Annotated in this window: 19 protein-coding genes; 4 read left to right on the forward strand and 15 right to left on the reverse strand. The window is 68.8% G+C overall.

From position 1 onward, the window contains the following. Both AB7M35_RS00005 and AB7M35_RS00010 read right to left on the reverse strand, forming a co-directional pair. Positions 1–494 (reverse strand): acyl-CoA dehydrogenase family protein (locus tag AB7M35_RS00005; protein ID WP_453956137.1); only part of this gene is annotated, 494 nt, incomplete at its 3' end. 136 nt (positions 495–630) lie between these two features. Then, the gene (locus AB7M35_RS00010; protein ID WP_453956140.1) at positions 631–2,256 is read right to left on the reverse strand and encodes a bifunctional 3-(3-hydroxy-phenyl)propionate/3-hydroxycinnamic acid hydroxylase; all 1,626 of its coding nucleotides are present in this window, start codon (positions 2,254–2,256) and stop codon (positions 631–633) included. A 190-nt stretch (positions 2,257–2,446) separates the two neighbouring features. Between AB7M35_RS00010 and AB7M35_RS00015 the strand changes: the two genes are divergently transcribed. Next, on the forward strand, positions 2,447–3,064 hold the full coding sequence (locus tag AB7M35_RS00015; protein ID WP_453956141.1) for a nuclear transport factor 2 family protein: 618 nt from the start codon (positions 2,447–2,449) through the stop codon (positions 3,062–3,064). Positions 3,065–3,080: 16 nt separating this feature from the next. Here AB7M35_RS00015 and AB7M35_RS00020 read toward each other — a convergent pair whose 3' ends face one another. The 4 genes from AB7M35_RS00020 to AB7M35_RS00035 form a co-directional block, all read right to left on the reverse strand. Next, entirely contained in the window at positions 3,081–4,751 is a 1,671-nt protein-coding gene (locus AB7M35_RS00020) for a sulfatase-like hydrolase/transferase (protein ID WP_453956143.1), read from the reverse strand. Positions 4,752–4,812: 61 nt separating this feature from the next. Further along, positions 4,813–5,415, reverse strand: coding sequence for a glutathione S-transferase family protein (locus AB7M35_RS00025; protein WP_453956146.1), 603 nt, complete (start codon positions 5,413–5,415; stop codon positions 4,813–4,815). An 8-nt stretch (positions 5,416–5,423) separates the two neighbouring features. Beyond that, positions 5,424–6,293 carry a 3-keto-5-aminohexanoate cleavage protein gene (locus AB7M35_RS00030; RefSeq protein ID WP_453956148.1) on the reverse strand — a complete coding sequence of 290 codons (870 nt, stop codon included), beginning with the start codon at positions 6,291–6,293 and terminating at the stop codon, positions 5,424–5,426. Between the two features lie 223 nt (positions 6,294–6,516). Then, entirely contained in the window at positions 6,517–8,418 is a 1,902-nt protein-coding gene (locus AB7M35_RS00035) for a hypothetical protein (protein WP_453956151.1), read from the reverse strand. Between the two features lie 297 nt (positions 8,419–8,715). On the opposite strand from AB7M35_RS00035, the gene AB7M35_RS00040 reads away from it, so the two are divergent. Next, complete coding sequence (locus tag AB7M35_RS00040) at positions 8,716–9,180, forward strand: MaoC family dehydratase (RefSeq protein WP_453956153.1); 465 nt, start codon at positions 8,716–8,718, stop codon at positions 9,178–9,180. Between the two features lie 133 nt (positions 9,181–9,313). Here AB7M35_RS00040 and AB7M35_RS00045 read toward each other — a convergent pair whose 3' ends face one another. The 6 genes from AB7M35_RS00045 to AB7M35_RS00070 all read right to left on the reverse strand — a co-directional run bounded on the left by AB7M35_RS00045 (position 9,314) and on the right by AB7M35_RS00070 (position 17,601). Then, positions 9,314–9,985: a L,D-transpeptidase gene (locus AB7M35_RS00045; protein ID WP_453956155.1), complete on the reverse strand. Its 672-nt coding sequence runs from the start codon at positions 9,983–9,985 to the stop codon at positions 9,314–9,316. A gap of 136 nt (positions 9,986–10,121) precedes the next feature. Beyond that, complete coding sequence (locus AB7M35_RS00050; RefSeq protein ID WP_453956157.1) at positions 10,122–11,081, reverse strand: ABC transporter substrate-binding protein; 960 nt, start codon at positions 11,079–11,081, stop codon at positions 10,122–10,124. 215 nt (positions 11,082–11,296) lie between these two features. Next, positions 11,297–12,991, reverse strand: coding sequence for a glycine/sarcosine N-methyltransferase (locus tag AB7M35_RS00055; RefSeq protein ID WP_453956160.1), 1,695 nt, complete (start codon positions 12,989–12,991; stop codon positions 11,297–11,299). 467 nt (positions 12,992–13,458) lie between these two features. Further along, positions 13,459–14,637 carry a methionine adenosyltransferase gene (gene metK / locus AB7M35_RS00060; RefSeq protein ID WP_453956162.1) on the reverse strand — a complete coding sequence of 393 codons (1,179 nt, stop codon included), beginning with the start codon at positions 14,635–14,637 and terminating at the stop codon, positions 13,459–13,461. An 830-nt stretch (positions 14,638–15,467) separates the two neighbouring features. Next, positions 15,468–16,943 carry a RimK family protein gene (locus tag AB7M35_RS00065; RefSeq protein WP_453956164.1) on the reverse strand — a complete coding sequence of 492 codons (1,476 nt, stop codon included), beginning with the start codon at positions 16,941–16,943 and terminating at the stop codon, positions 15,468–15,470. A 145-nt stretch (positions 16,944–17,088) separates the two neighbouring features. Then, positions 17,089–17,601: a GNAT family N-acetyltransferase gene (locus tag AB7M35_RS00070; protein ID WP_453956167.1), complete on the reverse strand. Its 513-nt coding sequence runs from the start codon at positions 17,599–17,601 to the stop codon at positions 17,089–17,091. A gap of 212 nt (positions 17,602–17,813) precedes the next feature. Here AB7M35_RS00070 and AB7M35_RS00075 point away from each other — a divergent pair, with 212 nt between their 5' ends. After that, positions 17,814–18,503, forward strand: coding sequence for a fused DSP-PTPase phosphatase/NAD kinase-like protein (locus AB7M35_RS00075; RefSeq protein WP_453956170.1), 690 nt, complete (start codon positions 17,814–17,816; stop codon positions 18,501–18,503). Between the two features lie 62 nt (positions 18,504–18,565). After that, positions 18,566–19,633: a hypothetical protein gene (locus tag AB7M35_RS00080; RefSeq protein WP_453956171.1), complete on the forward strand. Its 1,068-nt coding sequence runs from the start codon at positions 18,566–18,568 to the stop codon at positions 19,631–19,633. 19 nt (positions 19,634–19,652) lie between these two features. Here AB7M35_RS00080 and AB7M35_RS00085 read toward each other — a convergent pair whose 3' ends face one another. The 3 genes from AB7M35_RS00085 to gmd form a co-directional block, all read right to left on the reverse strand. Next, on the reverse strand, positions 19,653–23,294 hold the full coding sequence (locus AB7M35_RS00085; protein WP_453956174.1) for a glycosyltransferase: 3,642 nt from the start codon (positions 23,292–23,294) through the stop codon (positions 19,653–19,655). Next, a complete protein-coding gene (locus tag AB7M35_RS00090) occupies positions 23,294–23,584 on the reverse strand; it encodes a hypothetical protein (protein ID WP_453956177.1) in 291 nt (96 codons plus the stop codon). The genes AB7M35_RS00085 and AB7M35_RS00090 overlap by 1 nt, the downstream gene beginning before the upstream one ends. Positions 23,585–23,738: 154 nt before the next feature. After that, on the reverse strand, positions 23,739–24,773 hold the full coding sequence (gene gmd / locus AB7M35_RS00095; protein WP_453956179.1) for a GDP-mannose 4,6-dehydratase: 1,035 nt from the start codon (positions 24,771–24,773) through the stop codon (positions 23,739–23,741). Positions 24,774–24,785: the final 12 nt, after the last annotated feature.

The raw sequence follows: 24,785 nt of genomic DNA on the forward strand, positions 1-24,785 counted from the left end.
AACAGGCCCGCGTGCGGCGCGTTGGTGATGTAGCGCTTGGTGCCGTTGAGGACGAAGCCGTCGCCGTCGGCCCGCGCGGTGGTCCGCAGCGCGGCCGCGTCGGAGCCGGCCTCGGGCTCGGTCAGCGCGAACGAGCTGATCAGCTCGCCGGTGGCGAGCCGCGGCAGGTAGGCCTGCTTCTGCGCCTCGGTGCCGTCCATGACGATGCCCTGGGAGCCGATGCCGTTGTTGGTGCCGATCAGCGAGCGGAAGGCCGGCGAGGTGTGGCCGAGCTCGAAGGCGACGCGGACCTCCTCCTCCATGGTGAGGCCGAGGCCGCCGTAGGCCTCCGGGATCGACAGGCCGAACAGGCCCATCTCGCGGATCTCGCGCTTGACCGCCTCGGGGATCGCGTCGGCCTCGGCGACCGCCGCCTCGAGCGGCACGAGGCGCTCGCGCACGAAGCCGCCGACGGTGTCGAGAAGCTGGTCCAGGGTGTCCGGGTCGAGGGGCATCGCGGCTTCCTGGTGAGCTAGGGGTCCGCGAACCGGCGTTGCCGCGGCGGACGTTCGGAAGGGCGTTTCGCATCCGGAAGGGCGGACAGAGATCCCGAGACCCTGCCGGCCCGTCCGATCGGGCAGGGGAGCCGCGTCAGGCCTTCTGCGCGACCGGTGCGCCGGTGCCGGCCGGGGACGCCGATCCGCCGTGGAGAAGGAGGTCGCGGTAGCGCGCCATCGTCGGGGCAAGCATGGTCGGCGCCATCGCCGCCGCGCAGTAGCGGTCGGGCCGCACCAGCATGATCTGGTCGCGGTGGGTGAGGAGCGGCCGCGCGATCGGATAGGAGCGGGCCCAGTCGCCGAGCCGGCCCGGATCATCCGTCGTGCCGAGGTGGACCCTGGCCAGCGGCAGGCCCATCAACTCCCGCGGCTCGAACGCCTCGATGGCCGCGCGCGCCGCCTCGCTCTGGGAAACAAGCGAGAAGCCGGGTCCGAGCCGGTCGTCGAGGGGGGTGCCGCCGGCATCGGAAAGGATCGGCTGGGGGATCATCTCCCCGACCAGCGACGCCTCGAACGCCGGCGCGTCCAAGTCCAGGAAAACACCCGCCTGATAGCGCGGCCTGGGCTTGAAACGCATCTGGATGAGGTAGTCGCGGATCGCCGGGAAGGGATCCAGCGCCTTCATCAGCAGTTCGCGGAACTTCAGCTGTTCCGCCTCGATGGGCATCACGAAATTGCCCATGGTCACCGCGAGCTGAATCATGTCCCACGCCGGCTTGCGGCGCTCGGCGTCGTAGCTGTCGAGCAGCGCCGCGTCGGCGCCGCCGCGCACCGTCGCCGCGATCTTCCAGGCGACGTTGTGGGCGTCCCGCAGTCCGGCGTTCATGCCCTGGCCGGCGAACGGCGGGGTGAGATGGGCGGCGTCGCCCAACAGCAGCGTCCGGCCCGTCCGGAAGCGCTCGGCGATGCGCGCATGGAAGGTGTAGACCGTCTTCCGCAGGACATCGGCCTCGTCATAGGTCCGGTAGGGGCGCAGCAGGGTGGCGAGGAAGTCGGGTGTCAGCACCTCCTCGCGGGATTCGCCCGGCAGCACCATGAACTCGTAACGCCTCCCGCCATGGGGGGCGGGAACGCTGACCGCCGGCCGCGTGCTGCTGCAGAAGAACTTGGAGAACGAACTGGTGTCGGGATCGTTGACGGTGTCGATCACGATCCAGTCCTGGGCGTAGGTGCTGCCGACCATCTCGATGCCGAGGGACTCGCGGATCGGACTGCGGCCGCCGTCGCAGGCGAGCACCCATTGCGTCCGGATCCGGTGGACGCGGCCATCCGCGTCGCGCACCTGGACGATCGCATGATCGGCCGCGTCCTCGATCCCGATGGCTTCGGAGGAAAACCGGATCAGCCCCGGCGCCCGGTCGTCGAGCCGCCGCCGCAGCGCCGCCTCCAGCTCGGGCTGGTAGATGAAGTTGCGCTTGGCGAAACCGTAGGTCTGGGGGCCCGCGCCGGTCTCGGCGAAGCAGGAACCGTCGTCGGCGAAATAGCGCGACCCGTTGCCGGGCATCGTGCTCGCGACATAGGTCTTGTCGACGCCGAAGACCTGCAGGGTGCGCACGCCCTCGTCGTCGAGCACGATGGCGCGCGGCAGATCGAGCGGCTCGTCCTCGCGCTCCAGCACCAGGCAGTCGACACCGTAGGCGACGAGGAGGTTGGCCGTGGTCAGACCGGTGGGCCCGGCGCCCACGACGATCGCTGCGACTTCAGCCGGATAGTGTCCCATTCTGCCCTCGTCCCTCCGGGGTGTTGATCTCGCGGGCAACTAGAGCCGTCGGCCGTGCGGGCTGTCCACGCAGGCCGTCCAAGCGTTCACATCGTGGACACCTGCCGTCGGGGGCAACCGATCGGCCGCCGCCTGTCCTACCGTCCGGTCGGGGCGCACAGCGACAGCCCCGCGGATCGGATGGGACGAGATGAGCGAGACGGACGACATCGTGAGGATCGGGCAGTTGATCCAGGCATGGGGAATCTACCGCGACCAGGGCCGATGGGAGCGGCTCGCTTCGACATTCGCCCCGGACGGCCGCATCTCGGTGACCTGGTTCGACGGGTCCCACGCGGATTTCATCGAGCGCTGCAAGGCGGCCTACAAGCCGCTGTCGCCGCGCAGCAAGCACCTGATCGGCCTGCCTCTCGTCCGGCTCAACGGAGACCGCGCGGTGGCGGAGACCAACATCCAGATCCTGGGGCGTGCGGACATCGCGGGAGTGCGCGTCGACAACACCAGCCATGCGCGCTTTCTCGACCGGATCCGCCGCGGGGGCGCCGGGTGGCAGATCGTCTCGCGGGTCGCGATCTACGAAAAGGACCGGTTCGATCCGGTGCTTCCCTCGTCGGAGTTCGAGCAGGTGATGCGCGGGATCGATGCGGACGACATCCCCGAGCCCTATCGCTATCTCGGGTATCGGCTGCGCCAGGGCGGTCGGACGCTGGTGTCCGGGATCGCCATCGACGGCTCCGAACAGACCCTCGGGCTGCTGGAAGAGGCCGAAGCGTGGCTCGCGGAAGCCGAGGCAGGGTCGGCCTCCTGACGCGCGCGCCCGGTTTCTAGCCGTCGGGCCGGTGGATCTTCGCCGTGCGGCCGCGATAGTGGATCGTCAGCTCCAGGGGCGCGTCGTTCTCGTCGTAGGCCCCGAGCACCACGCCGCGCCGGCGGATCGACGTCCGCATCTCCACGAGCTGCGCCTCGCTGCGCGTCGTGCGCTGCGAGACGCGGCGCGTCCACCGGTGGAGCTTTCCGTACATCTCCGCGACGATGTCGGCGTAGGTCTCGTCCTCGGCGAGATCGACGAGCTCATCCGGATCGGCCTGAAGATCGAACAGGATGGGGCGGAAGCCGCCTTCGCAGTGGATCAGCTTGTAGCGTGTGTCGGCCACCATGAAGATCACCGCATCGCGGACGCCCACGCCCAGCCGCTCGGCCATCGGCGTCGCCGCGTAGTCGTATTCGCAGACGACGAACGGGCGCGCGTCGGCCTTATCCGCATCGCCCCGCAGATGCGGGAGCAGCGACCGGCCCTCCAGGATGTGCGCGGCCGCGCCCGGGTCGCCGCCCGCGACCTCCAGGAACGTCGGCAGGAGATCGATGCTCTCCACCAGCGCGTCGCAGACGGTGCCGCGGGTGGCATCGGCTTCGGGAGAGGGATCGTAGACGATCAGCGGCACCTTCACCGAGGCGTCGTGGAAGAAGGTCTTCTCCCCCATCCAGTGGTCGCCGAGGAAGTCGCCGTGATCGGAGGTGAGCACGATCAGCGTGTCCGCCATGCGGCCGGTCGTCTCCAGCCAGTCGAAGAGGACGCCCATCTGGTCGTCGCACTGCTTGATCAGGCCCATGTAGGCGGGGATCACGGCCTCGCGCACCTCGTCGCGGCTGAAGGCCTTGCCAACCGGGGAGGTCATGAACGCCTTCAACACCGGATGGGCGGTGTCGAACTCCTGCCGGGTCCGCACGGCGGGCTTGATGTCGGCGGGGCCGAACATCGCGTGATAGGGCGCCGGCACGATGTAGGGCCAGTGCGGCTTGATGTAGGAGAGGTGGCAGAGCCAGGGCGCCTGCGCGCTCTCGATGAAGGCGATGCCGCGGCGCGTCAGGTAGGGCGTCTCGCTGTCCGGCTCGGCGACGTTGGCTGCCTCGGAGCTGTTCTTCAGGAACCAGCCCGACAGGACGTTGCCGGCGTCGTCGACGCCGGAGTTGGCGTGGTCGTGCCAGGGATTGTCGCCGTCGTAGCCCCGATCGTGCAGGTAGCGCGTGTAGGGGTGCTCGGCCGGATCGACATAGACGCCGTCCGGGCCGGCCGAGACCATGCCGTCGTCGCGCTCGAAGACGTCGAACCCGCACTCGGCCACGCGCGCGCCGATGATGCTGTCGGGATCGAGGCCCAGGCGCCGCATTCCTTCCGCGTCGGCGTTCATGTGGGTCTTGCCCACGAGCCAGCAGTCCATGCCGACGGCGCGCAGATGGTCGCCCATGGTCATCTCGCCGACCTTGAGCGGGATGCCGTTCCAGGACGCGCCGTGGCTGTGCACGTAGCGGCCGGTATAGGTCGACATCCGCGAGGGCCCGCAGATCGGCGACTGGACATAGGCGCGGGTGAAGCGCACGCCCCTTGCCGCCAGTCGGTCGATGTTGGGTGTCTGGAGGCTCGGGTGGCCGTAGCAGCTCAGATAGTCCCAGCGGAGCTGGTCAAACATCACGAACAGAATGTTCCTGGCCGGCATGCGCGCCTCGTTCTGGATCGGTGCGGGTCGGTCGGGCCTGGCCGCCCGACCGAAGAAGGCCTCAGGGGAAGGCCGCGATGATGGAGGGCCGCGCCCGCATGCGCGCCAGGTGAGCCGCGAGATTGTCGGGCATCTCGATCGGCTCGGCCTCCGCCCAGCCGGAGACGTAGAAGAGGGCGGCGTCGGTAATGCCGAAGCGGCCGGCGAGGTAGGGCTTGTCCGCCAGCAGGTCGGAGAGAATGCGCAGGCCCTTTTCCACCTCGCCGAGCCCGTAGGCGCGCAGGTCGGCACGGACGCCGGGATCGGAATGGAACTTGCCCGGCACCTTGGCGAAGGTGAAGCCGCGCATGTGCACCGAGGCGACGATGAAGTCGAGCGCCTCCAGGGTCCGCGCGCGGGCGGTCGGATCGTCGGGCCAGAGCCCGGCCTGCGGGTGGGTCGTCGCCAGCCAGTAGGCGATCGCGGGAAACTCCGTGAGGACGCTGCCGTCCTCCAGGAGAAGGGCGGGCACCTTGCCCTTGGGGTTGCGCGCCCGGTAGTCGGGGTGATGCTGCTGGCCGTCGCGGACGTTGACGATCTCGGTGGTGAAATCCGCCCCGACCTCGTGCAGGAGAACCAGAATTCCGTCCGAGCAGCTGCCCGGCGAATGAAAGAAGGTCAGCATCGGATCGCTCACAGACCGAGGTTGGCCCGGACCTCGTCCGGCCCGAGGACCGTCGCACCGAGTTCGTCGAGGATGCGCACCGCCTTTTCCACCATGGCGGCGTTCGAAGGCGCCTTCACGCCGCGCGCCAGCCAGACGGCGTCCTCCAGTCCGATCCGCACGTTGCCGCCGGCCAGCAGCGACTGCGCCACCATCGGAAAGGCCCAGGGGCCGGTGGCGAATCCCGTCCAGATCGCGCGCTTCGGAAGCAGGTCGCGGGCATAGAGCAGCGTCTCGGGGAGGGGGCGGAAGCCGTACTTGACCCCCATGACGATCGAGCAGAGCGGGGCCTTCTCGAAGACGTCGTCGGCGACGAGGTCGTTCAGGATGGCGATGTCGCCGCTGTCGAACAGTTCGATCTCCGGGCGCACGCCCGCGCCCTGGATGAGCTCCGCCATCCGCCGGATCGACGCGACGGTGTTGATCACCACCTCCTGGCCGAACACCATGGTGTTGAGGTCGAGGGTGGCGATGTCGGGCCGGATCTCCAGGATGTGCTCCACCCGCCTGTCGGGCTTCAACAGGTTGGTCTTCGGCCCGGCAACGGCGGGATCGGCCTCGGACGGCTGGTAGCGTCCGCCGTTTCCCGTCGTCAGGTTGATCACCAGGTCGGCGTTCTTCTCGCGGATGCGGTCGACGACCTCCCGGTAGAGCGCCACCTCCATGGAGGGCCGCTCGGTCTGCGGGTCCCGGACGTGGATGTGGACGATCGCCGCGCCCGCGTCGGCCGCCGCGAGACAGTCGCGGGCGATCTCGGCGGGGGTGATCGGAAGGTTGGGGTTCTGCTCGCGCGTCGTGAAGTTGCCGACGACCGCGCAGGTGAGAAAGACCGGTCGCATCGGATTCCGCCTCGGTTGCCATCGTGTCCGTTTGCTCCATGTCGCAAGCGGACGCGCGACGCGAAACGGACCTCCGGAACGTGTCCACGCAACGGACAGGGGCGGCCGGTCCGCCGCCTTCGCCGGCCGGTGGACGCGATACCGCCGGGACGTCCGAAACCCCGCCCCGTGTCGCTGGGCTGGAAACCGGTCGGGCGGCTTCCGGGATTTCCCGGCCGAAAGGTCAGCCTTTTCTGGGCGGCGCCAGATCGGGGACAGCGACAAGGCGGAGGCGGTAGTCGCGGGGTGGGAGATTGCCGCCGCGGATGGCGCGCGACGGATCGCGCTCGTAGCGCTCGTGCGCATCCTGGCCGAGGGCGGCCAGATCGCTCGCCAGCTTGTTCAGCGGGTCCTGCCTCCAGCCATCCGGGTTGGGGTAGTTGGCGGTCCGGAAGCGCTGCAGGATGCCGTCGTAGCGCATCCAGGTATCGTCGGCGTCGGGCGGCGCGTGATCGTAGGCCACACCCAGCCCGTCGAGGCTGTCCTCCAGGGCCGACAGCATGGTGATGGCGCGATCGTAGCGGTGCTGGGAGAAGGCGAACTCGTCGCGGAGGTTTTCGCCGGCGCGCGCGCCGTATTCGGCGAGCTCCCCGACGAGCTCCGGGTCCATGTCGATGTTGAGCCCGCCTTCCCGTTCGTCATCCAGGCGGATGGTGACGATGCGTTCGGCATAGCCCGGCAGCAGCGACTGGAGCGTGTCCTGCCAGTCCTTGGCGGTGTTGAGGATCGAGGACAGGAGATTGCCGACGCTCCCGATCGCCGCCACGGGGAGATCGGTGCTGGCGCGGCCGGACGTCGACCGATGGATGCGCTGATGCTGGTGGTCCTTGTCCAGGCTGCCCAGCGCGATGCCGAAGGTCGGCCGACGCGGCAGCATCCCGTCGAAGAAGTGGATGGGAAAGTTCGAGGAAATGCCCCCGTCTGAAAACAGGCAGCGTCGGATCGGTGCGGTGTCGCCGCGCGCTCTCGTGCTGTCCTCGCGATAGAGCGGAATGGCCTGGATGAGGCCCGGGAAGCTGAGGCTCATGCGGGCGACCAGGAAGACCGGGAAATCGTCGCCGACGGGAAGCTTGCGCAGATCGTCGGGGATCGACCGGTCGCAGGGCGGCCCCTGGTAGCGTTCGCCTTTGGAGCAGAGGTAGTTCACCAGGCGGGCGGGAAAGAGCTTTCGGAACTCCTTGGGGCTGAAATAGTGGATGTCGCTGGTCAGCGGGAGCTGGTAGGGCCGCGCCGACGAGAGATCCGTGGTCATCGTCGCGACGCGAATCTCGGCGCCCGGGGTGGTGCCGCGGAGCTGGCCAACCGTGAGCGGCTCGTTCGGCTCGCCGTTGGCGTCCACGTTGCCGGCGATGACGTCGATCTTGTGGGCGATCCAGTCGGAGAAGGCGAGCGTCTTTGCCCCCTTCATCGTCGTCCCCGAGCAGATGCCGAAGTCGTGGGCGCGCAGGTCCCGGGCGACGATCCGATAGAGCGCACGGATCACCAGCACGGCGGTCGCCAGAAGGCCGAGCACGAAGCCAAGGACGCCGAGCCAGACATCGCGGGCGGACAGCGCCAGCACGCCGATCGCCAAGAAGACCAGAAGGCCGGCGGCGAAGCGGAGAGGGAACAGCGACGGAAGCCGGAGGAGGATTGCCGGCCCGGCCCCGATCCTGGCTGCCCGGTCCCCCACGTACGTCATCATGATCTCGAAAAGGGGTGCCAGCGTCGGTGTTGGCTGGAACAGGTCCTTCAGGCCGCTGCCCAGCTCTTCCGCCACATGACAGAGGCGCTTGAAGCCTTCACCGGAGGCGGCTTCCTGGCCGGCCTGCGTCTTCTCTCGGCGGTTGTATTCGGCGGCGGCCGTGAAGACCGCCGCGATCGCGCCGGCCGACGTCCCTCCGATGCTGCGGAACCGGTAGGCTTTCGCAAGCTCGGCGATGGCGAAAGGGTACACCACGCCGGATGTGACGCCCCCTTTCATGACGAGGTCGCACTCCAGCGTCGGCGCGTTGAAATCGGTCGTCGCATAGGATGCGGCCGTGCGCCGGGTGGGGCCTTTTGGCCGGTCTTCGCCGGGTGAGGGGGACGTCGACGGTTTCGCCATGGCGCTTGCACCCTGCGAACGGCGCTGGAGGGGAAAGCGCGGTGCTCTGGCCTGCCCGGCCGCGAGAACCGCACGAGGGATACGCACGATAAAATTTAAAGTAGAAAATATAGAGCCGAGCAAGCCTTTCGTGTAGATCGCGTGCTTCTGGGCGGGATCGGCAGAAATCCGTTGGGCGCTCTACCGGCCGGGGGCATGGACCCGGAATGGGCAGGGGCAGAGCTCGTGTCGATATGGTCCTCGCGGCCCCAAATGACCTAAGCTGAAGCGTTCCGGTCCCTCCAGTCGGAGTCGCCCATGTCCGAGGTCATCCCGCTTCATCTCGACGACCTCGCCGTCGGGCAGACGTTCACCAGCGCCAGCCACCTGGTCAGCGTGGAGGAGATCAAGGCGTATGCGCGCCAGTTCGATCCGCAGCCGTTCCATCTGGACGAAGCGGCGGCGGGGGAGACGTTCTTCCGGGGGCTGGCGGCGAGCGGGTGGCATACGGCGTCGATCACCATGCGGCTCTTGCTGGCCGGCGGCGCGCCGTTCGCCGACGGCGTCATCGGGGCGGGTGGCGAGATCGCGTGGCCGCAGCCGACGCGGCCGGGGGACGTGCTGACCGTCGTGAGCGAGATCGTCGAGATCCGCCCGTCGCGCTCGCGGCCGGAGCGGGGCACCGTGGTGCTGCGCAGCGAGACGCGCAACCAGCGCGGCGAGGTGGTGCAGGTGCTGACGGCGCGGCTGATCGTCTGGAAGCGCGGCGCGACGCCGGACTGAGCGGCGTCAGAGTTTGGCGCCGCTTCGTGGCGATCCGCGATGTCACCCGAGGAGAAGAAGGCGCCGGACGCGAAAAGGGGCGGCGACTGCCACCCCTTCCGGTATCGAGTGCAAAGGCTGACGGCGCGCGGCGTCAACTCGTCGGGTCGTAGAGCGCGGCACCCTGCTTGAGCACGATCACCTTGGTGCCGACCGGGGCGCGGGAATAGAGATCCTCCACGTCCTCGTTGAGCATCCGGATGCAGCCGGACGACACGTTCATGCCGATCGACCAGGGCTCGTTGGTGCCGTGAACCCGGTAGAGGGAATCCTGGTTGCCCTGGTAGAGATAGAGGGCGCGGGCGCCGAGCGGATTTTCCGGGCCGCCAGGCATCCCGCCGGCGTACTGCGCCGATGCCGGATCGCGCTCGATCATCTCGGCCGGCGGCGTCCAGGTGGGCCATTCGGCCTTGCGGCCGACCGTCACCTCGCCGGACCAGCCGAAACCTTCGCGGCCGACGCCGACGCCGTAGCGGATCGCCTGGAAGTCGGGCAGCACGTAGAACAGGAACTTGCGGTCGGTATCGATGATGATGGTGCCGGCCGGCTCGGACGTGCGGAAGGGCACCAGCGTGCGGCGGAACTGCTCCGGCGTGGTCCGGCCGCGCGCCGTGGCGTCGCGCTCCACCTTCTCCGCGTCGTAGGAGATCCACTGCTTGCTGGACGGATCGTAGATCCGGGACGTGGCCTGTGCCTGCGCGACGCCGGTCATCCCGGCGCCGATGGCGAGAATCCCGAGTGCGGCAAGTATGCGTCGTCCGATCATGTCGGCTGTTCCTCAGTTGTGTTCCGGCGCCCCCAGACGATCGGCCGGCGCGAAGGATGAATGCAGTCGGACCGCATCGGGTTCCGTGCCCATCGCAATCAATATGCCACCGAAGTCTGTTTTTTTCGTTTCTTCTCTACTTTCCGAGCCAGGATTTCACCCGATCCGGATGGGCGGCGATCCAGCCGGCGGCGAAGTCGTCCGGGTCGGCGCGTTCGACGATCAGCGCGTAGGTCATCGCCTCGATGGTGTCGGAGCCGAGGTCCATGCGGGCAAGCACCGCGGTGACCTCCGGCGCCTCGTCGGCGAGCCCGGTGCGGTGCGCCATGTGGATGAAGGAGACCGGCCAGGCGGTGGACGCGGTGGAGTTCTTCAGCCAGTCCGGGTCGTCGTCGGGCGCGCGGATGACCCACTTGGTCGGGTCGTGGCCGGGCTCGTCGAGCATCACCAGGTCGTGCAGCGCGAACATGTGGTGGGGTTCGTAGCAGAAGAAGACGATGGGCTCGCCGAGCGCCACGGCGACGTCGACGCCGGCCATCGCCACCGGCTCGTCGGCCTCGATGAGGGTCATGGTGGCGTCGTAGCCGAAGCTTTTGGCGCGGACCTGTTCCACGCGGGTGGAGTTCCAACCCTCCGCGCCGATCCAGATCTCGCCCTTGCCGTCGGAATCGGTGTCGAGCAGCGCCGCGACGCGCCTGGTGGAGAGGTCGGCCATCGCGTGGATGTCGTAGCGCTCGGCCGCGTCGCGGGTGGTGCACAGGCCCTGGCGGGCGGGCACGGCGCGCGGCAGCAGGGTGACGGCGTGGGAGGTGTCGACGTGGGCGATCACCTGGGCGCGGTCGTTCGGCAGCCACACCTCCGGCAGGATGTCGATCTCGCCGGCGCCGGCGGCCTCCCACAGCGCGGCGGTGTCGCCGGGGCGGAGCACGACGGTGCGGCCGAGCTTCTGCTCGACGAGGGTCTTCACGAGGTGCGCGGTGGCGATCGCCGACGGCCAGTCGCCGACGCCGACGACCAGATCGGCGGCGCGGGCGGGCAGGGTGGCCGTCGCGACCATGGCCGCCGCCAGGACGGTTCGAAGCGTGTGCCGGCGCATGCTGGTCCTCCCGCTGGCGCGTGCCCCCCACGAGCGCGCGTGCCCTGGTGCGCGTTGCCTGCGCTCTTGTGGCCAAGAGTATGCCCGTCGGGCGCGCGTACGGGGAGCGGTTTGCGGGGGCGCTCAACGAAACGTGTTCGCAGGACGCAAACAGAAAAGGCGCGCCGAAGCGCGCCTTTCCAATCGTGTCGAGGGGCTGTCCGCCGAGAGGCGGATCAGATCCGTTCGGGCTTCTGGAACAAGAGGATGCCCCAGGCGAGGTTGCCGGCGTCGGCCGCCGTCACCCAGTTGTCCAGCCCGGTGAGCATCCGCTCCAGGTAGGCCTTCGACGACAGGGTGGCGAGGTTGTCGAAGTCGGCCTTCACGTCCTCGGCGACGCGCGCGTAGTGGGTGCGCAGGTTGCCCGTGAGGTCGAGGTGCTCGCCCTCGGTGAAGCCGGCCTCGCGGGCGAGCCGCCGGTAGAGCGCGAAGGAGCCCATGTTGTCGAGGTGGATGCGGTCGAGCACCGGCTTCAGAAGCTCGGGGTTCTCCACCACGTCGGCCTGCATCGGATCGGTGAAGATGAAGCGGCCACCGGGCTTCAGCACCCGGAACACCTCCTCGAACACCTTCGGCTTGTTGCCGGAGTGCAGGATCGCATCCTGGGCCCAGACGAGGTCGAAGCTCTCGTCCGGCTCCTTGATGTCCTCGAACGAGCCGTGGCGGACGCTCACCAGGTGGTCGAGTTTCTGCTCGGCGGTGAGCTGGCGGTTCCGCTCGTTCTGGATCTCCGAGATGTTCAGCGCGACGACCGGACAGCCGTAGGTGCGGGCGAGCACCCGGGCCGAGCCGCCGTAGCCGGCGCCGATGTCGAGGACCCGTGTGGCAGGGTCGATCCGGCCGGCCGTCTCGCACATCTGCTTGACGGTCTGGTGGCTGGCTTCCTTGATGTCCCGGGTGGTCTCGTAGAGCCCGACGTGGATGTCCTCGCCGCCCCAGATGTTGAAGTAGAACTCGTCGGCCGCCTTGTCGTCGTAGTAGGCCTCGGCGGTGTCGGCGGCCTGCTGGGCCGCGTCAGCCAGGGTCGGATCCTCGACGGTGTCGCCCTCGACGAACGTCTTCTCGCAGACGTGGACGAAGAAGTCCGGATCGTATTCCTGGTAGGTCTCCTGGAAGTCGCCGTAGGTCCGGATCGTCTGGAACCCGGCTTCCTGGAGCAGCTTGCGCATGTAGTTCTTGCGCAGCGGGAACATGTTCAGATTGTATTCCGACCCGTCCGGGAACGAGTAGCGGAAGCGGGCGAGGCCGTCATCGATGTATTCCGGCTCGGCCACGACCTTCTCGCCGCAGTAGTAATATTTGTGCTTGGTGCTGAAGCCCTTGTCCAGGATGGCGTCGTAGTTGCGCTGATCGATGATCAGCACGCCATCGTGCTTCAGGCAGGCGTAGAACTCGGCCAGCGCGCGGCGGCGGTCGCTCTCGTCGAACAGGTGGTTGAACGAGTTGCCGAGGCAGATGATGGCGTCGAACTTGCCGTTGATGTCCTTGGACAGCCAGCGCCAGTCGGACTGGACCGTCTTGAGGATGAGCTGGCGCTCCTTGCCGTTCTCGAAGGCGCGGGCGAGCATCGCCGCGCTGCCGTCGCTCGTGGTCACGTCGAAGCCCGCCTCGATCAGGCGGACGGAATGGAAGCCGGTGCCGGCGGCCACGTCGAGGACGGTGTGGGCGCCGCGCGAGCGCAGGACGTCCACGAAGAAGCGCCCCTCGCTCTCCGCGCGGGCGTCCCAGTCGATGAGTTCGTCCCACTTCTCCACGAAGGACTGGACGTATTCGGCGCGGTACTGATCGGTCTCGCGTACGTCCGTGGGTGTCTCCCCGTACTCCTGCTCCCGGAGCGTGAGTTCGCGATTGAGGTCGGCTTTCTGCTGCATATCGTAATCCTTCGGTTTGCCAGCCTCGCTTGTCGCATCCTGCGGCGATCGTTCGATCGCCCCACCCCCCGAGCGACGGCCGGAGACCAAGTCTTGCTGCCGTCCCGTCGGTCCAAAGACCAGGCGGTGCGGCAGGTGCGGTCAGCATCGTGCGGGACCAGGGAGGTGAACCCGCACGCGACCCCGGCGGAACACGCCGCGGTCGCTTGTGACATCTCGATATGCGCGCTCGGCTCGAGCAGTTGCCGTACGGACCGACACGGCCTGAACGAAGAGGATCTGCTCCAGCTATTGAGCCGGGAGCCATTTCCGGGACGATCAGACGGTCCGCCTGATCGGAAAAGGCTCTGCCGGTGACGCGCGGACGGGCGCCCGTGGGCGTCCGCCTGATTCGTGAATTCGATATCGTCGGCGGCGCCGGCCGGGACCGTCGGGGACCCGGCCGGCGCGTCACGCAAGCTGCGTGATCAGGAGGCGACCTTGACGCCGGCGTCGGCGGCGAGCGCCTCGGCCTTGTCGGTCTTCTCCCAGGTGAAGCTGTCTCCGGTCCGGCCGAAGTGGCCGTTGGCGGCCGTCGGACGGTAGATCGGACGCAGGAGGTCGAGCATCAGCACGATCCCTTTCGGGCGGAGATCGAAGTGCTCGGCCACCAGCTTGGCGATGCGGTCCTCGCCGATCGCGCCGGTGCCGAAGGTGTTCACGTTGATGGACACCGGGCGGGCGACGCCGATGGCGTAGGCGATCTGGACCTCGCAGGTGTCGGCCAGGCCGGCAGCGACGATGTTCTTCGCCACGTAGCGCGCCGCGTAGGCGGCCGAGCGGTCGACCTTGGACGGGTCCTTGCCGGAGAAGGCGCCGCCGCCGTGCCGGCCCATGCCGCCGTAGGTGTCGACGATGATCTTGCGGCCGGTGAGGCCGCAGTCGCCGACCGGGCCGCCGATGACGAAGCGGCCGGTCGGGTTGATGTGGAACTTGATGTCGCGGTTGACGCCGAGGTTCTTCACCTCCGGCATCACGACTTCCTCGATCACCGCCGCCTTGAGATCCTCGTAGGAGACCTCCTCGTCATGCTGGGTCGACAGCACGATGGTGTCCACGTGCGCCGGACGGTCGTTCTCGTAGGCGACCGACACCTGGCTCTTCACGTCCGGACGCAGCCACGGCAGCTTGCCGGACTTGCGGACTTCGGCCTGCTTCGCCGTCAGGCGATGGGCGAGCTGGATCGGCAGCGGCATGAGCTGCTCGGTCTCGCGGCAGGCGAAGCCGAACATCAGCCCCTGGTCGCCGGCGCCCTGTTCCAGGTCGAGGCCGGCGCCCTCGTCGACGCCCTGGGCAATGTCCGGGGACTGCTTGTCGAGGGCGACGAGGACGGCGCAGGACTTGCCGTCGAAACCGTAGGCCGGATTGTCGTAGCCGATGTCGAGGATCGTCTCGCGGGCGATGTCGGCGTAGTCGAGCTGCGCCTTCGTGGTGATTTCGCCCGACAGCACGACGAGGCCGGTGTTGACCAGCGTCTCGCAGGCGACGCGGGAGTTGGGGTCGGCGGCGAGGCAGGCGTCGAGCACCGCGTCGGAGATGTTGTCGGCGACCTTGTCCGGATGACCGGCGCCAACGGATTCCGACGTGAAGATGTAGTTGCGCGACATAGATGGTTCCCTTTTTTCGCTTCGATCGCCGCGCCCGGACAGTGACCGCCGGGCCGTGGACAAACGATAGATATCAATTGGTCAGAAGCGGCCTGCGCGCCCGATAGGACACGCCCCGCTCCCCGTCAGCCGAATCATGATTGGGCGGAGAGGGTGCGTCAGGTTGATCTGCCTGATCGGCAAGCAATCGAACCACAGCGCACATCCGATCTCACGTAATGATCGATGCGGCCCCCTAGATCCCGAAATCAACGTGACACGGCTGTACCGATTATTGAACGTGCACGTGCCTTGCACCTGCCTCCGCACCTTTGAGCGGGTGCACACAGTACGAGGCCGGCGCCGGATCCACGATGGCGAAACCGGGTGCACGTTGATGTGCACCATAAGGAAATCTCGGAATATAAGAACCTAGCAATTCAAGTTTTCTTATGTTAATCTGTTCCACTTGGTCCCGCTCAGCTCACGCAGCGTGGCGCTTCGTGCGCCTAGACGTGCCTTTGCCACAGGGCCGCCCGACGAGGGCGGCGGGGGACCGGGACATCCCACATCGACATGACTGGCATCATGCAGCCAAGGCCGGACGCGGCCTCGGCTCAGCGCGGCGCGTTTCCGGACGTTGCCAGACATCTCGGACGAAAAGGTGCGGGGGCGTTCGGCCCAACCATGGCGGCCGGTAGCCTGACGCGCGGGACCGCGCGTCGGCTGCCCCCTGCCGGGCGGCGGCCGCAACGGGCCGATCCTGCCGTGCAAATGGCGCGCAGCACCGCGCGCCCCCGAATCGGCGGGCCGGCGGGCGAAATGCGCCGCCGGGAGCCGAAGTGCGCGCGTCAGGCCGGGGAGTGCTTGGCCTCGAGGCGCTCCAGGAACCACTCCAGCACGGCACGCCAGAGGCCGTCCTTGATCACGTGGCCCTCGACGTCGGTGTCGAGATTGGGGTTGTCGTTGATCTCGATGACCACGGGGCCGGCGGGGCCGACCTTGATGTCGACGCCGTAGAGGCCGTCGCCGACGGCGGCGGTGGCGCGCATCGCCACGTCGATCACGTCGGCCGGCGCGTCCTCGACGGAGAACGTCTTGAAGCCGCCCTGGCGCGAGGCCTTGCCGTCCTCGTGCTTGATGATCTGCCAGTGGTTCTTGGCCATCATGTACTGGCAGGCGAAGAGCGCCTTGCCGCCGAGCACGCCGACGCGCCAGTCGAAGGCGGTCGGCATGTACTCCTGGGCGAGCAGCAGATCGGATTCCTCCAGGAGCTCGGCGGTGAGCTTGGTCAGCTCATCGATGGTCTTCACCTTGTGGACGCCGCGGCTGAACGAGCCGTCCGGCACCTTGAGGACCAGCGGCAGTCCCAGCGCCTCGGCCGTGTTGAGCGCATCGGTCCGCGAGGCGATGACCCGGCTCGCCGGGATCGGCACCTTCTGCGCCTCCAGCAGCTCCTTCAGGTAGATCTTGTTGGTGCAGCGGATCATCGACATCGTGTCGTCGATGACCGGCATGCCTTCCTGTTCGGCGCGGCGGGCGAAGCGGTAGGTGTGGTTGTCGATGGACGTCGTCTCGCGGATGAACAGCGCATCGAACTCGGCGAGCCGGGTGAGGTCGGACTTCTGGATCGGCTCCACGGCGATGCCCATCCGATCGGCGACGGCGGCAAGCTGCTCGATCGACTTGCGGCTGGTGGGCGGCAGCGCCTCGCGCGGGTTGTGCAGGACGGCCAGGGTGTAGCGGGCAGGCCGCCGGGCCTTCGGATTGCGCCAGCGCCGCCGGGTGTGGCGCTCCAGGCAATCGAGCAGGAACGGCCGGTCGGCGGCTGGCAGGCCCTGCAGCGGCAGGGTGCGCAGCCGGGTGATGGCGGCCCACGGGCCGTCGGCGAACGACACCTCGAGCAGCGGCGCCCGGTACCAGTCGAACAGCAGCGCGGCGAAGCGCTCGAAGCCGGGCCGGTCGGGCAGGCCGAAGCCGACCAGCAGCCGCATCGGCCGCTCCGGCGGCTCGCCCATGCGGCGCAGGTCGTGGTTGAGCGCGTCCTCCAGCTCGGGAAGCCCGGCGCGGTAGAGCGCCTTGCGCGACAGCTCGATCATCGTGTGGACGGTCGGCAGCACGCGGTGGCCGCGGGCCTCGGCCAGCAGCGAGGCGTAGTAGCCGTTGCTCTGGTAGGCGAAGCTGCGGGACAGGTTGACCAGGATCGGGCGCCGTCCCTCGAAGATCTGCGGCCGCGCGATGTAGTCGCGCACCGTCAGAACCTTGTGGATGGTGTCGGCCTGGTCGAAGTCACGGTACTGGTCGACGAGTAGGACCCAGTCGCTCAACGGATCGCTCCTTGGACCGACATGCGCGCCGGTCGATCAGGGACCGGGCGCGCGTCGATCGGCGTCAGAAAGTGAGAGCAGGGGGCCGCGCTCCACGTGGCGCGAACCCGTAACGAAAACCTGGCGTGGACGGGGCCGGCGTCGCTCATGGGGCAAGCAGCGTCTTGCCGAATCGCAGCGCGTCGCCGCCGTCGGCGTAATAGGATTCACGATTTCCAATATGGCGATAGCCGTGCCGCCGATAGAGGGCGATCGCACCGGAATTGTCGCTCCTGACCTCCAGCCGCATGGCGCTGGCGCCGCGATCGCGGGCGTCGTCCTCCGCCGCCGCCAGGAGCCGGCCCCCGAGCCCCGCGCCGCGCATGGCCGGATCGACGGAGAGCGAGTAGAGGCGCGCGAGGCGGGTGGAGCGCCGGTAGAGGACCACCAGGGCGCCGACCAGCCGGCCTTCCGCCTCCGCCACGAGAACGGATGCCGACGGGCGGGCGATCAGCGTGCGCAGGCTGCGCCGCGACAGCCGGTCGCTCTGGAAGACGGCGTTCTCCAGATTGACCAGTCCCGCAACGTCGGCCGCGACCGCACGCCGGATGGCGATGGCGGCGGGCGGCGCGTCGCGCGCCACCGAACCGGCAAGGGAAGCCTTGGCGGATGCGGTCATGTCAAAGGGGCCTGTCGGGGCGGAACTGCGGGCTCATGCATGCCGAATGCGGGACGATTGCAGCAGGGTGTTGACGATGATCTGGTAGTTGCACGCCAAAGCGCCATATTGCGGGCACGGAAAATTGCAGTGTCCCAAGCGCTGGGATATTCAATCCCCGTCGAGGCGCGCCGGTTCGCGGCAGCCCGAAATTGCGACAGACGACAGGGTTCATGGCGAACGACGATCAGGAACTCGGACGTTGGGAGCGTCCGCTGCGCTCGTCCTCCGAGCGGCTTGCGGCGTGGGGAAGCACGCTCTTCAAGGATCACGGGGCCATCCGTCTCATCTATCGCAACCGCCACAAGGTGAGCGACGAGCTGTGGCGCTCGTCGCAACCCGTCCCTTCCGATATCCGCTGGGCCCGCCGCAACGGCGTCCGGACCATCATCTCGCTGCGCCACTCGTCGAACTTCGGTGCCTGGCCGCTGGTGGCCGAGACGTGCGAGCGCAAGGGACTCAACCTCGTAAACCTTCCTTTGTTCTCGCGCGAGCCGCCGACCCACGACGCGGTGCGCTACGCCAACAAGATTTTCAACTCCATCGAGTACCCGGCGCTGCTTCACTGCAAGTCCGGCGCGGACCGGGCGGGCATGGGCTCGGCCCTCTACGTGCTGTTGCGCCAGAACGGCACCGCGGACGAAGCGATCCGGCAGCTGCACTGGCGCTACGGCCACATGCAGTTCTCCAAGACCGGCGTGCTCGACGCCTTCCTGAAGCTCTACAAGACCGAGGGCGAGGCGAAGGGCATTCCGTTCATGGAGTGGATCGAGACCGGCTACGACCGCGCCGCGCTGATCTCGAAGTTCAAGTCCAGCTACTGGGGCGATGTGCTCGTCGACCGGTTCCTGCGCAGGGAGTGAGCCATGGGCGCGGCACCGAGCGAAAGCACACCGGACGGGCGCCGCGTGCCGGGGACGGCCGCGTGAGCGCGGGGCCGGGGCGGCCGCTGCGCATCCTGATGTTCGCCAACTTCGACCGGCGGCGGCGGCAGACCTTCTTCTACAACGTCGACCAGAAGCTCTATCGCGGCTTCATCCGGCTCGGGCATCTGGTGCTGGGCTTCTCCGACCGCGACACCGCGCGCGAGCTGGCGCCGCTGCCCGGCAAGCGCTGGGGGGCGGGGCGGATGCACCGGCGCTTCCTGGAGACCGTTTCCCACTTCCAGCCCGACCTGGTGGTCATGGGCCACGCCGACATGACCGGGCCCGAAATCTTCGCCGCCGTGCGCGAGCGCGCGCCGGGGGTGCGGATCGCCCGCTTCTGCGTCGACGATCCGCAGGTGAACACCGGGCCGGTGGCCTCGTTCGCCGAGCAGGCGGCGCTGGCCGACATGGGCTTCATCACCACCGGCGACGCGGCTGCGCTCGCCCCGATCAGCAAACGCGCCGGATCGATCGCCTACCTGCCGGCGACCATGGTGGACAGCGCGGTGGAGACGGCGCGGGTCTTCGAGACGCCGGCCGACCGGCTGGCGCTGGACGGGCTGTTCCTGGGCACGGGGCGGCTGGGTCGCGCCGCGCAGCTCGACTACCTGACGGCGCACGTCCCCGACGGCTTCCGCTTCCAGGTCGGCGGCCGGGCGGCGACCGGGGTGCAGCTGCGCAGCCTGGAATTTTACGACGCGCTCGCCGGCGCCGCGATGTCGCCGTGCCTGCCGATCGACGACCGGGTGCCGTCGCTGCGCTACTATTCGTCGGACCGGATCGGCCAGCTGCTGGGCATCGGCGTGGCGACCTTCACCCACCGCCCGGCGGCGTTCGAGGACATCCTGGAGGAGGGCGTGAGCCCGTTTGACGGCCGCGAGGACCTCGTCGAGGGGATGGCGCGGCTGTGGCGCGACGACGCGGAGCGCCGGCGGCGCGCGGAGATCGGCTGGCGGCTCGCCCATGCGCGCACGCCGAACTGGCGGGTCGCGCGCTACCTGATCGAGACGGTGTTCGACCAGTCCTATTCCGAAGCCTACGAGTGGCCGACGGGCGCGCTCGCCTGAGCGTGCCCCGAGCGTCGGGTCAGGGCTTCGGCGCGCGCAGCTCGATCAGATAATCGTCCTCGACGATCGACCGGGCGAGCCGCTCGGCCGTCTCCGCCCAGGTCAGCCGCGGCATGTCGTCGGACGTCGGGTGGCGGCCCGCGCGGTAGAGGGCGAGCCACTCGGTGACCGCCGCCGCCAGGTCCTTGCCGGTCGCGCCGGTGAAGAAGAACGCGTGCTCGCCGGCAACCTCGCGAAAGACGGGGATGTCGCGGGCAAGGATCGGCAGCTTGTAGTGGGCGGCCTCGATCAGCGGCAGGCCGAAGCCCTCGCCGAGGGAAGCGGCGATCAGGCAGTCGCTGGCGCCGTAGACCTTCTCCAGATACTCGTCGCTGACGCCTTCGAGCCAGAACAGCCGTTTGCCGCGCTCGGCATGCTTGCGCAGGCGGGCGACCAGGCTGTCGACCAGCCATCCCTCCTTGCCGACGATCGCCAGGTTGACGTCGCTGCCGGCGGCCCAGAGTTCCTCGAAGGCGTCGAGGATCTGCGCGTGCGCCTTGCGGGGCTCCACCGTGCCGACGGTGAGGAAGGTCGGCCGGCTCTCCAGCGTCCGCAGGACCTCCATCGCCTCGGCGGGAAGTCCCTGCCACGAGCGAGAGCCGGTGAAGTCGGAGCCGTGGTGGAACCAGCCGATGTGGAAGGGGTGCACCGGCACCCGGTCGGTCTGGCGCATCCAGTCGGCGAGCTCGTGGGCGACGGCGCGCGAGACGCAGAAGGCGCCGTCGCTTTCGGCCACGACCGACAGCCACTGCTCGTGCAGCTTGCCCATCTGGGGCGGGAAGATTCCGTCCAGCAGGATGGGCAGCAGGTCGTGGACCAGGAAGCAGACCTTCACGCCGTGATGCCGGGCGGTCTGGTAGAAGCCGCGATGGATCTGGGCGACGTGATGCTGCAGGTCGAGCATGAAGAAGACGTCGCCCGGAGCGAAGTCGATGTCCGGATCCTCGACGTCGCCGACCTTGTGGCCGAGAAAATCGAGGGTGAAGCGGGTGGCGTAGCGATAGCCGTGGTCGTTGGTCGCGTAGACGGGCTCGACGCGGTAGCCGGCCGGCGGGTTCTCGAGCCAGTGGCGGAGGATGTTGCGCACCACCCGCTGGACGCCGCTGCGGGCGTCCCGCTGGGCCAGTTCCGACACGTCGACCAGCAGCTGGCGCGGCGCGCGGGTGGCGGGGAACGAGCGGGAAAGCGCCTCGGCCGCGCGGAACCAGTCGTCGAGCTCCTGCGGAACGCCGTCGAGGGCGGCGATGGCGCGGGTCGCCGAGGCGAGGCCGGGGCGCGCGCTCGCGTAGATCGTCTCCAGCGCGTCGGAGAGGGCCGCTGCCGTCGCGCAGGGGTCGGGATCGGTCCGCTCGGCGGTGCGGGTGTTGCGGCGGTCGGCGCGCAGCGCGGCGAGCGCCTCGGCCGGCGACGACGCGCCATGGACGACCGCGACCGGCAAGCCGGCGTCTTCGAGATCGAGGGCGATGCCGGAGGCGCCCGTCTCGGCGTTTGCCCCGAAGGCGAGCGCGCCGTCGGCGGCGGCCGCCGCCAGCGAGAGGCTCGGCCCGTGCGCCGGATCCAGGATGGCGGACGGGGCGGCGGCGATCCCGGAGCTTGCGATCTTGAGGGCCAGCCGGTCGCGGTCGGACGGCGTGCGGGCGTCGAGCAGGACCACGGTCGGCGCTGGCTCCTGAGCGTCCCCGAGGGCGGAGAGCGCATCGAGGAACGCGCCGTCGGACGGGGGATCGCAGGCGATCGCGACCACGAAGGCGTCGTCGCCAAGCCCCAGCCTGGCGCGCGCATCGGCGCGGGACACGGACGGGGGATCGGCGGGCGCATGGCTGAACGGCACGACGTCCCAGCGGGTCGCGTCGGGGATGCCGGCAGCGGCCGCCGCGGCGCGCACAGCGTCGCTGCCGGCGAGCAGGCCGACGGCCCTGCCGGCGATATCGGCGGCGAGGAGGGCGTCCGTCGTCGCGCGGCCAGCCGGCATGGCCGGATCGCCGACGTCCACGTAGCCGGTGCAGGCGTGGAGCAGCGCGATGCGCTCGGCCGGGTCGCTCGCCCGGTCGAGACGCGAGGCAAGCCCGGTGTCGGCAACCAGAACGACGCCCGGGATCTCGCGGGCGAGGGCGGCGACATCGGGGGCGCCCGCGCCGCCGAGGCAGTAGAGCACCCGGTCGTAGCTGCCGGCGCCGGCGCGGAAGGTTGCGACGTCCACGCAGTCGCGCGCACCGGCTGGAAGGTCGGCGGGGCAGCAGGGGCCGGAGACGGACACGATGTCGATCTCGTAGCGCCAGGCCAGTTCGGGCAGCAGCCCCAGCAGGCGGTGGGCCGCCCCCGCCCGCAGGCTGGCCGACTGGGCGACCAGCGCAAGACGGTGGGGACCCGTGGCGGGCCGCGCGGCCGAGGACGCGGTGTGCGAGGGCACGAGCCGCTCAAGGCCCTCGATCGCCAGCCGGGCGGAGGTGTCCCACGAGAAGCGGGGCGCGCGCTCCCGCGCGTGGCGGGCGAGGTCGGCACGGCGCTCTCGGTTGCCCAGGACCTCGGCGATGCGGTCGGCGACGGCGGCCGGGTTCTCCGGATCGAACATCGCGTCGTCGCGGCCGATGACCTCCGGGACCGCCGAGCGGTCCGACCCGATGGTCGGCGCGCCGCACGACATGGCTTCCAGGGCCGGCAGACCGAAGCCCTCGTGCCGGGACGGGAAGACGCAGAGGTCGGTGAGGTTGTAGAGCCGGATCAGGTCGGCGTCGGGAACGTAGCCGGTGAAGACGATGTCGTCGGAGCCGAGGCCAGCCTTCTGGCGGAGCTTTTCCAGCCGCCGCTCGGTCGCGCGCTGGATCCGGCTGGCGATGACAAGCTGGTGGCTCTTGCGCAGGTGCGCCGGCAGACGCGCCCAGGCGTTGATGAGGCCCTCGACGTTCTTGTGGATGTCGAAGCCGCCCGGCGCGCACAGGGCGAACGGCCGCGAGATCCGGTAGGTCTCGCGCACACGGTCGGCCTCGCCATCGGCCATCTCGAGCCTGCGGAACTTCGGATCCGCGGCGCCGGAGATGTTGACGATGGCGGCCTCGGGGAAGCGGAGGTGCTCGACCGCCTCGCGGGCGCTCGAGGCCGAGATGGAGAGCAGGATGTCCGCCCGGCACAGATGCTCGAGCTTGCGGTTGTACCAGCCCGAGACGAGCCCGTTGGTGAGATAGGCCTCGCGGAAGATCAGCGGGATGAGATCGTAGAGGATCACCGCACGGGCGTAGCCGGGCGCCGCGGCGGGGACGCCGGTCACCGCGTCGTCGGCGAAGCCTTCGAACAGGCTCGACACCAGCACGACGTCAGGCTTGAGGCTGGCGAAGAACGCCTCGCCGATGCACTCGGCGGCGCGGCGGCGCCAGGCGTTGTGCAGCTCGCGGCTGTGGACGCCCTCGATCCCCTGCCAGACCCGGATGGCGTCGGCGGGAAGGATGTCCTCAAAGGCGGCCTTCAACGGGTCGATCGAGTCTGGAAAGGCAGAATTGAGCGCGATGGTGACGCGGTGGTCGCCCCGGTTTCGTGCGATGGCCTGGGCGATCGACAGCGAATAGCGTCCGATGCCGCGAAAGCGGCTTTCGCACTGGGCGCCCTGGAGGTCGATGACGATGTGCATCAGTTCGTCACCCGTCCGGCGGCGCGCTTCAGGTCGGCCTCGATCTGCCGGATCCGCGGGGATCGGTATGGCCGGCGCAGGCCCTGCGGGGCGGCGAGGGGGAATGGCGAGTACTTCGCCATCCGCCGCTTCATCTTCTTGACGATGGGGCTGGGCAGGATCGGCGAAATCTTCAGGAGGAGTTTGGCGGAGAGATATTTCCGCTGCCGCCTGTCCAGTTTCCGCAGCTCGGCAAGGCGCCGACCGAAGCTACCGGTGGTGGGGCGCGGCCTCTTGCTCATGATCTTCAACGGCGATCCAGCTTCCATGGCGAGTGACACATCCGGGGTCCCCTCCGCCTACGGGGCCGGCAAGGGGTTCCGGCGGGCCCGGACGCGGCGGGAACAGCGGATCTGATCCGCGACGCATCCGAAGTGACCAAGCAGGGCGAGATTGCCAGGACCGCTAGAAGAACAGGCGGCCTGTCTTCACGCGATCGAAATCGGCCTTCACCATCAGCTCGGTCAGCCCGGCGATGTCCGTCGCGGGGACCCAGCCGAGCGCGTTCTTCGCCTTTGTCGGATCACCGATCAGGATCTCGACCTCGGCCGGACGGTAGAACTTCGGATCGACCTCGACGAGCGTCCTGCCGGTCTTGCGGTCGATGCCGACTTCCTTCTCGGCCTCGCCTTCCCACACGAAATCGAAGCCGAGCGCCTTGCCGGCGCCTTCCACGAAGGAGCGGACGGTGTAGGTGTTGCCGGTCGCCAGCACGTAGTCGTCGGCGGTTTCCTGCTGCAGCATCCGCCACATGCCCTCGACGTACTCGGCGGCGTAGCCCCAGTCGCGCTTGGCGTCCATGTTGCCGAGGTAGAGCTTGTCCTGCTGCCCCTGGGCGATGCGGGCGAGGGCGAGGGTGATCTTGCGCGTCACGAACTCGACGCCGCGCAGCGGGCTCTCGTGGTTGAAGAGAATGCCCGAGGAGGCATGCAGGCCGAACGATTCGCGGTAGTTAACCGTGATCCAGTGGCCGTAGAGCTTGGCGACGCCGTACGGGCTGCGGGGATAGAAGGGCGTCGTCTCGCTCTGGGGGATCTCGCGCACATGGCCGAACATCTCAGAGGTCGAGGCCTGGTAGAAGCGGCACTCGGGCACGATGTCGCGGATGCCTTCCAGGATGCGGCAGACACTGACGGCGTCGACGTCGGCGGTATAGAGCGGCAGCTCCCAGGATGATCCGACGAAGCTCTGGGCGGCGAGGTTGTAGAACTCGTCCGGCTTCACCTTGTCCAGCAGGCGCAGGATGTTCTGGAATTCGCTGAGGTCGAAGGTGACGAGCTCGACGTCCTTGTCGATCCCGAGCTCGGCCAGCCGGTGAATGATGCCGGTCGACGTGCGCCTGATGCCGCCGACGACGCGGTAGCCCTTTTCCAGAAGAAGCTTGGACAAATAGGCGCCGTCCTGGCCGGAAACGCCCGTAATGAATGCCGTCTTTGTCACCGTGAAACCTTC

Source organism: Amorphus suaedae, from assembly GCF_053629675.1.